The 8082-nt window shown below is 73.0% G+C and carries 6 protein-coding genes; 1 reads left to right on the top strand and 5 read right to left on the bottom strand.

Annotated elements, in window-relative coordinates; genetic code table 11:
- Nucleotides 1-74: 74 nt before the first annotated feature.
- From KDK95_RS33120 to KDK95_RS33110, 3 genes are read right to left on the bottom strand one after another with little or no spacing between them, the layout of a single operon-like run.
- Nucleotides 75-1679, bottom strand: coding sequence for a xylulokinase (locus tag KDK95_RS33120; RefSeq protein ID WP_212522312.1), 1605 nt, complete (start codon nucleotides 1677-1679; stop codon nucleotides 75-77).
- A complete protein-coding gene (locus tag KDK95_RS33115; protein WP_212522311.1) occupies nucleotides 1679-3121 on the bottom strand; it encodes an aspartate aminotransferase family protein in 1443 nt (480 codons plus the stop codon). The genes KDK95_RS33120 and KDK95_RS33115 overlap by 1 nt, the downstream gene beginning before the upstream one ends.
- 5 nt (nucleotides 3122-3126) lie before the next feature.
- Complete coding sequence (locus KDK95_RS33110; protein ID WP_212522310.1) at nucleotides 3127-3813, bottom strand: class II aldolase/adducin family protein; 687 nt, start codon at nucleotides 3811-3813, stop codon at nucleotides 3127-3129.
- A gap of 287 nt (nucleotides 3814-4100) precedes the next feature.
- Between KDK95_RS33110 and KDK95_RS33105 the strand changes: the two genes are divergently transcribed.
- Complete coding sequence (locus KDK95_RS33105) at nucleotides 4101-4832, top strand: GNAT family N-acetyltransferase (protein ID WP_212522309.1); 732 nt, start codon at nucleotides 4101-4103, stop codon at nucleotides 4830-4832.
- A gap of 79 nt (nucleotides 4833-4911) precedes the next feature.
- On the opposite strand, the gene KDK95_RS37960 is transcribed toward KDK95_RS33105, so the two are convergent.
- Nucleotides 4912-5739, bottom strand: coding sequence for a CPBP family intramembrane glutamic endopeptidase (locus tag KDK95_RS37960; protein WP_212522308.1), 828 nt, complete (start codon nucleotides 5737-5739; stop codon nucleotides 4912-4914).
- A 377-nt stretch (nucleotides 5740-6116) separates the two neighbouring features.
- A complete protein-coding gene (locus tag KDK95_RS33095) occupies nucleotides 6117-7610 on the bottom strand; it encodes a glutamate-cysteine ligase family protein (protein ID WP_212522307.1) in 1494 nt (497 codons plus the stop codon).
- Between the last annotated feature and the right edge of the window lie 472 nt (nucleotides 7611-8082).

Genomic DNA, 8082 nt, shown 5'->3' with positions numbered 1-8082 from the left:
CCCGTGCCCCTCGCCCGCCGCCCCCGTTCCGGGCCGCGGGTCTCGCGGCCCGCGCCGGGGTCGGCGCGCGGGGTTCAGGATGCGGCGGGCCGGTTGAGGCGGGCGTAGAGGGCGCGGTTGCCCTTGTAATGGGCGCGCAGGGCCGCGTACGCGGTGTCGTAGCGTTCCCGGTTGGCCTCGTCGGGCTCGTAGCGGCGCTCGACGGCGACGAGGTCGGGGATGCGGTCCCAGTCGGTCGCGCCGAGGGCGACGCCGGCGAGCAGGGCGGCGCCGCGGACGTTGGCGAGCTGGGGTTCGGCGATCTGGTCGACGGGCCGGTCCAGGACGTCGGCCATGGCCTGGCACCAGAGGGTGGAGGAGGCGCCGCCGCCGATGAAGCGGATGGCGCCGATGCCGCCGGGTTTCCCGTGGCGTCCGGTGAACTTCTCGACGGCCTCCAGCATCCAGCGGGTGTTGAGGGCGATGCCCTCGAACACGGCGCGGGCCAGGTCGGCGCGGGTGGTGGCGAGCGAGAGGTTGAACCAGGCGCCGCGCAGGGCGGGGTCGTCGACGGGGGTGCGCTCGCCGTTGAGCCAGGGGGCGAACAGGACGCCGTTGGCCCCGGGCGGGGCGGATTCGGCGAGTTCGGTGAGCCGGTCGAGGGCCTCGGGGCTGCGCGGGTGGTCGGGGTCGGCCAGGACGTTCTCGATGAGCCAGTCGACGGCGCGTCCGGCGACGTCCTGGACGGTGGCGACCCAGTACTTGCCGGGGACGGCCGCCGGGAGGGAGGCGATGTTGTCGAGCAGGCTGGTCTTCTTGGCCGGGACGTGGCAGGAGAGCCAGGCGCTGGTGCCGACGTACAGGTGGGCGTCGTGGTCGCGGACGGCTCCGGCGCCGAGCGCGGCGGCGGTGGTGTCGCCGGTGCCGGCGACGACCTTCACGGTGGGCGGCAGCCCGAGGTCGCCCGCGGCCTCGGCGGTGAGGGTGCCGACGACGGTGGCGGCGGGCACCAGCTCGGGGAGCTTCGCGATCTCGAGCCCTGCCATGCGGGCCAGTCGCGGGTCCCAGGCGAGGGAGTCCGGGTCGCGGTTGTCGGTGCACCAGCGCAGGACGGCGGTGTCGCGGGCGGCGACGGCGCGTCCGGCGGCGCGCATGGTGAGGTATTCGGGCACGTCGAGCAGCCAGCGGGCGGCCGCGTACGCCTCGGGCCGCTCGTGCCGGAGCCAGAGGCTCTGGCCGACGGGGTCCTTGCCGCTGCGGGTGGGCACGCCGCCGGTCCTGGCGATCCAGGTGCGCAGTCTCCGGGCGCCGTAGCCGGTCCCGGGGACGGTCAGGTGCCCGCCGGTGGCGGCCTGGGCGTAGCGGGCGCCGCGGGCGTCCATCCAGATGACGGCGGGGTGGGTGGGGGTGCCGTCGGCGGCGACGGGCACGAGCCCGCCCCACTGGCTGGAGAAGCACAGGGCACTGATGCGCTCGGCGGTCTCCGGGCGGGCGGCGAGCAGTTCCTTGACGGTGTCGGCGAACGCCCGCCACCAGTCCTCGGGGTCCTGCTCGGCGCCGCCGCCGGGCAGCAGCCGGGTGGGCAGGTCGCGCTTGGCGACGTGCAGCACCCGGCCGCGGGCGGTGGCGAGCGCGGTGCGCAGGCCGCCGGTGCCCAGGTCGACGCCGAGGACGAGCGGCTCGGTGAGGGCGTCCGGCATCAGGCGGGCTGGATCTTCGCGAACACGCGCTCGAAGGCGGCGAGAGCCTCGTCGACGACGTCGTCGGTGTCGGCCATGGAGGTGTAGATGCGGGATCCGGCGAGCGTGATGACGCCTTCGGCGGCGAAGGCCATGGACATGTGCTCGAGCATGTCCTTGCGGGGGCCGAGCTTGTCGAAGAACTCGGGGTCGTTGAGGGACAGGTGAAGGACGCCGGAGGTGTGCAGGTGGACGATGGAGCCGAAGTTGTAGGTGACGTACGGCAGCTCGTACCGGGCGATCAGGGCGTCGAGTCCTTCGCGGAGCCGGTCGCCCGCGGCTCCGGCCTTCGCGGGGGCGTCGAGGCGGTCCATCTCGAGCAGCGTGTGGTAGCCGGCCGTGCACGACAGGGGGTTGGCGGACAGGGTGCCGCCGGTCAGGGCCCGCTGCCCGGCGGCGGTGAGCCCGCCGGCGAAGGCGGCCATGACCTCTTCGCGTCCGCCGACCCCGCCCGCCCCGGGGTAGCCGCCGGCCACGCACTTGCCGAAGACGGTCAGGTCGGGGGTGACCTCGTAGTAGCCCTGGGCGCCGCCCATGCCGAGGCGGAAGCCGGTGACGACCTCGTCGAAGATCAGCAGGGTGCCGAACTCGTCGCACAGTTCGCGCACCTGCGCGTTGAACTCGCGGGTGACGGGGTGTGTGCCGGACTCGGGTCCGACGGGCTCGACGATGACGGCGGCGGTGCCGCCCTCGGCGGCGTTGGCGGCAAGCCTGGCGCGCAGCGCTTCGAGGTCGCCTGGGGCGGTCTCCGCGGTATTGGCGAGCGCGGTCTTGGGGATGCCGGCCGCCTCCAGGGAGCCGGTGCCGGGGATGCGCAGCCCGTATACGACCTGGTCGGACCAGCCGTGATAGGCGCCGCCGACCTTGATGATGTGCGCCTTGCCGGTGTGGGCGCGGGCGGCGCGGATGGCGGCCATGACGGCCTCGGTGCCAGAGCCGAGCATGCGGAACTTGTGCACAGCAGGCATGAAGTCGTGGATGAGCTTGGCGAGCCGCGTCTCGGCAGGGTGAAGCATGCCGGTGACCGGGCCGCAGTGCTCAAGCAACTCGAGGACCTTCGCGCGCACGGCCGGGGGGTTGGAGCCGAGGACAGTGGGGCCGCCCGCCTGGAGGAAGTCGATGTACCGGTTGCCATCGGCGTCGTGCAGGTAGGCGCCTTCAGCGCGCACGACCGACAGCGGCCAGGGGTCGTTGAGCGCGAGGTTGTGCTGCACGCCGCCGGGGATGACGGCCTCCGCCTCGGCGGCGGCCTGCTTGGAGGCGGGAGTGCGCTGCTCGTACCAGGCGTGGTACTCGGCGAGCCGGTCCGCGCCCAGGGTGCGGATCGGGGTGTGCGTGAGGGTCTCCAGGCGGGCCTCGACGGCCTTGACGTCCGGGTACCGGCTGATGCCGTAGCTGCTCACGGTGCTTACTCCGCCTCGTCTTCGGGCTTGATCTTCTTGGTGGTGCCGTAGCCGGTGGACAGGGCGGCCATGATGACCTCTTCCTGCTCGGCCTGGGTGAGCTCGCGGGGGGCGCGTCCGGTGACAGCGGAGGCGAGCAGCGCCTGGTGGTAGGTCTGGGCGGCCCATTCGCACAGTTCGAGATTGTCGACGGCCTTGGCGAGCGTCGGCCCGACGGCGATGGAGCCGTGGTTGCGCATGAGCGCGGCCTGCTTGAACTCGAGGGCCTTCACGACGAGCTCGGCGAGGGCGTCGGTGCCGTAGCAGGCGTAGTCGGCGACCCTGAGGGCGCCGCCGAGGCCGAGCATCGCGTAGTGCACGAGCGGGATCTCGTCGGCGACCAGGCCGATGGCGGTGGAGGTGGTGGCGTGCGTGTGCGTGATGGCGTTGGCGAAGCTCGAGCGGTAGATCGCCAGGTGCATCGGCACTTCGCTTGTGGGCGCCAGCTCCCCGTCGACGACGGCGCCGTCCTCGAGGCGGATGACGGTCATCTGCTCGGCCGTCAGCTCGCCGATGACCCCTCCCGTGGGGGTGACGGCGACGAGGTCGCCGTGCCGGATGGAGAGGTTGCCGCTGGTGCCGATGACCAGCCCGCGTCCGGCCAGCCGCCGGCCGGCCTCGGCGAGCGCGGCGCGTTCGTCGGGAAGGAGCACTTCGGGCCCTCCTGCCTCGGTGCCGCCCACAGAACGTGAGCGCGCGTTCATGTTCTTTCGAGGCCATCCTCCCCGCCGGGGCCCCCGCCGTCAAGACTCGCACGCCCGCGCCCCGCGCGCCCGCCGGACCGGCCACCGCCCGGCCACCGGCCGTTCACCCGGAAACCGCGCGTGAGCTGGGGATTTCATCACCTACCGTCACCGGTTACGCACGGACCCTCATACTCCGGAGTGAATTGCCGCGGGCCGCTTTCGCCAAGTGCCCCCGAGGATGCATCATTGCCGCCATGCCAGCACCCATCACGCTGACCGGCCGCCTCGTGCGGCTGGAACCGATGCGCGAGGAACACCTCGGCGAGCTGCTCCAGGCGGCCACCGAGGATCGCTCATCGTTCGGGTACACCTACGTGCCCAGGGACGCCGCGGCCGTGCGCCGCTACCTCGACGTCGCGCTCGAAGACCTCGACGCGCACGTCGCGCTCGCGTTCACCCAGATCGACCTGCGCGACGGGCGCGTGGTCGGTTCCACCCGGTTCCGGGAGCTCGAGTACTGGAACGCCGGGGTATGGCCGCCGCGGCACGGCCGGACCAACCCCTCCGGCATCCCGGACGCCGTGGAGATCGGCTCGACCTGGCTGGCGCCGCGCGCCCAGCGCACCGGCATCAACCTGGAAGCCAAGCTGCTGATGCTCACGCACGCGTTCGAGACCTGGCAGGTGCACCGGGTCTCGCTCAAGGCCGACACCCGCAACGCCCGCTCCCATCGGGCGATCATGGAGCTCGGCGCCACGTTCGAGGGCACCCGGCGCGCGCACTTCCCCGCGTCCGAGGGCGGGGTGCGCGACTCGCATCTCTACTCGCTGCTCGCCCCCGAGTGGCAGGCCGTCAAGACCCGCCTGCGGGCCCGGCTCGACCGGCATCACGCCGCGCTCGCGCCGCTGACGCCGCTGGAGCAGCTCGCGCCGGCGGCCCCGCTCGCGCCCCTCGCGGGCGCCGAGGCCGCGCTGCAGGCCGCCTAGCACCGCCGCGGCACCCTTCCCACCATCCGACGTGTCCCGCCCGGCGTCCCCGGGCGGGCTCAGAGGTCGTTCTGGCCTCTCAGGTCGGCAGCCAGCCGACGTGCCCGGCGAGCAGGACGTAGCCGACGAACGCGACGGTGTCGATCAGCCCGTGCGCGATCAGCAGCGGCATCACCCGCCCCCAGCGCCGGTAGAGCTTCGCGAAGATCAGCCCCATGACGAGGTTGCCGAAGAACCCGCCGAGTCCCTGGTAGAGGTGGTAGCTGCCGCGGATCAGGGCGCTGGTCGCGTCGGAGCGGTTCCGCGACCAGCCGAGCTGGTCGAAGCGGCGCAGCAGGTACCCGTTCCAGGTGATCTCCTCGACGATCGCGTTCTCCCACGCCGACCCGACGAGCACGGGAATGCGCCACCAGACCGCCGGCAGCGTCGTGGGCACGACCGTGACGGCCAGTCCCGCGGCGTGCGCGCCGAGGTAGAGCCCGAGCCCGGCCCCTCCGATGCACGCGGCCACCGCCGCCCCGTACCCGAGGTCCTTCCACGGCCGGCTCCGGTCGACGCCGATCCCGCGCAGCCCGATCCCCTCGCGGGTGAGCAGGTAGGCGACCAGCAGCGCGGGGGCGAGCCCGAACGCGATGCCGTAGACCTGCCAGGTCAGGTTAAGCCACGGCCGGGAGCTGGCCGAGGCGTTGAGCGCCACGGACTGGGTGGAGAGCTTCGTGATCGACTTGACCTCGGTGAGCGAGCCGATCAGCGAGATGACCGAGTTGACCGCGGAGCGCCCGAGCCCGACCGCGAGCACCGCGGCGACCTCGAACGCGATCAGCCTCCTGGTCCAGTTCGCCCCGTAGGCCCAGCCGCCCTCTGCCCGGCCGCGCCCGCCGGCCTGATCGCTCGCCTGCTCCGTCACGAGCGTGATCCTAGGGCCAGGACGTGAAGATCCGCGCCGGGCGGCGCCGACGGCGGTGACCCGGCGACACCGGGACCGGCCGCACCGAACGCCGGTCCGGCAGCCGACGGCCCAGCAGGGCACCGCCCCGGACGGTGCCGATGGCCCGTGACCCGGGCGGCACCAGGACCGGCCGCACCGAACGCCGGTCCGGCAGCCGACGGCCCAGCAGGGCACCGCCCCGGACGGTGCCGATGGCCCGTGACCCGGCGACACCGGGACCGGCCACGGCGAACGCTGGTCCAGCAGCCGACGGCAGCAGGGCGCCGCGCCGGACCGTTGCGGCACTCCCGGTCCGCTCCCCGCTCCGCGTCGGCCTCCGGGCCCTGTCCTGCGGGTCAGACGCCGCCGACGGGCCAGGTGTGCACGGGGGCGCCGGCGCGGCCGAGGCGGGCGTAGCGGCGGGTCATCGCGGCGATCGCGTCCGGGCGGCTCATCCCGGTCTTCTGCTCGAGGTAGTCGACCTGCTCGATCTGCCAGACGGCGCCGTTGCGGCCGCTGCGGGCGCGGCCCTCGATGATGCCGAGGTAGAGGTCGCGCTCGCGCGGGTCGATGCGCCAGGCGTCCAGGCCCTGCGCGGCCAGCGGCAGCAGCACCTCGGTCACCAGCCGTCCGGCGGGCACGGTGCCGAGCCCGGGCCACGCCATCTCGGCGCCGATCCCGTCGCGGGCGGCGCGGTGCAGGTTCTCGCGCGCCTCGGAGAACGCCAGGCGCCGCCAGACCGGGGACTCCTCGTCCGCGAGGGCGCGCACGAGTCCGTAGAAGAACGCGGCGTTCGCCAGCACGTCCACCACCGTCGGGCCGGCCGGCAGCACCCGGTTCTCGACGCGCAGGTGCGGCTTGCCGCGCGCGACGTCGTAGACGGGCCGGTTCCACCGGTAGACGGTGCCGTTGTGCAGCCGCAGCTCGGGCAGGTGCGGGATGCCGCCGGCGGCGAGCACCGCCTCGGAGTCCTCCCCGCCGACCCGCGGCAGCAAGGAGGTGAAGTACTTGATGTTCTCGCGGAACAGCTCGGCGGGCCCGCGCACCCACCGCTCGCCGAACCACACCCGCGGCCGCACCCCCTGCGCGGCGAGCTCGACCGTGCGGAAGTCGGTTGCCTGCTCGAACAGCGCGATCCGCGTCTCGTGCCACAGCTTCTTGCCCAGCAGGAACGGCGAGTTCGCCCCCAGCGCGACCTGCGGGCCGGCGATCGCCTGCGCCGCGTTCCACGCCCGGGCGAACCCGTCCGGGGTCACCTGCAGGTGGAACTGCACCGAGGTGCAGCACGCCTCCGGCATGATCGTCGGGAACGCGGCGTCCAGCTCCTCGCCCTCGCCCTCGATCCGCAGCTGGAAGTCCTCCCCGCGCAGCACCGCGATCTGGTCGTTGAGCATCACGTAGCGGTCCTCGTCGGTGAAGTTCTCCCGCACCAGGTGCGCCCCGTCGAGGGTCGGCAGCACCCCGATCAGCGCCACCCCCGCGCCGTAGCCCCCGGCGACCCGGTCCGCGTAGTGCAGGGCGGTGTCCATCTCCTCGCGCAGCTCGGAGAACATCGTGCCGACGATCTTGTGCGGGGCGATGTTCATCTCCAGGTTGAACAGGCCCATCTCGGTCTGGAAGTCCGGCGAGGCGATCCGCTCGAGCACCTGCCGGTTGACCATCGACGGACGGCCCTGCCCGTCGATCAGATGGATCTCCAGTTCGATCCCGCAAAGCTTCCTGTTCTTCTCGAACAGGTCCTGCGCCAGCATCCGCTCGAACACGTCCTGGCACGCCGTCAGCCGCGAGCGGAACCTTTCCCGGTCCCGACCGTCGAACGCCAGCTCCGCCGCGGCAACCCGCTCACCCACGCCCGGTCAATCCCCTCAAAGCCCTTGTCCGCGGAATCCGGCAGCACGGATCCCGCCGCGTCCTCACTCACACACCGCGGTCCGTGCCGAAAGGACCCCAAAGTGTCTCCGGCCCCATCCCTACCCCCCGGGAAGGTCACTAAATGTCCACGGGCCCCTCCTGATTCGCAAAGCACGCGCCGCGCGGCGCCGCGCCGACGCCTGACGCGCCGTCACACGACCGTATCTCACCCGTCACGCCTAGTCACCCCGTGCCATGCGGGGGGGCGCAGCCGGGTGGTTTTACCGGCGCATCCGAGGCAAAGGCACCGCAGATCGAACCGGACGCCCCGTCAAGACGTCATCCTGGTGAGAGGCGTCACATCGACGCCGCTCGCGCACCGAAGAACCGGGGAGGGAACCCGAGATGATCGAACCCGGCATCGAACCGCCGCACCGGGACACCGCCGGCCGGCCCCAGCCGACCGCGCCG

The sequence above is a fragment of the Actinospica acidithermotolerans genome (assembly GCF_018139625.1).
GTDB lineage: Bacteria > Actinomycetota > Actinomycetes > Streptomycetales > Catenulisporaceae > Actinospica > Actinospica acidithermotolerans.
This window is presented reverse-complemented; position numbering and strand designations above follow the sequence as displayed.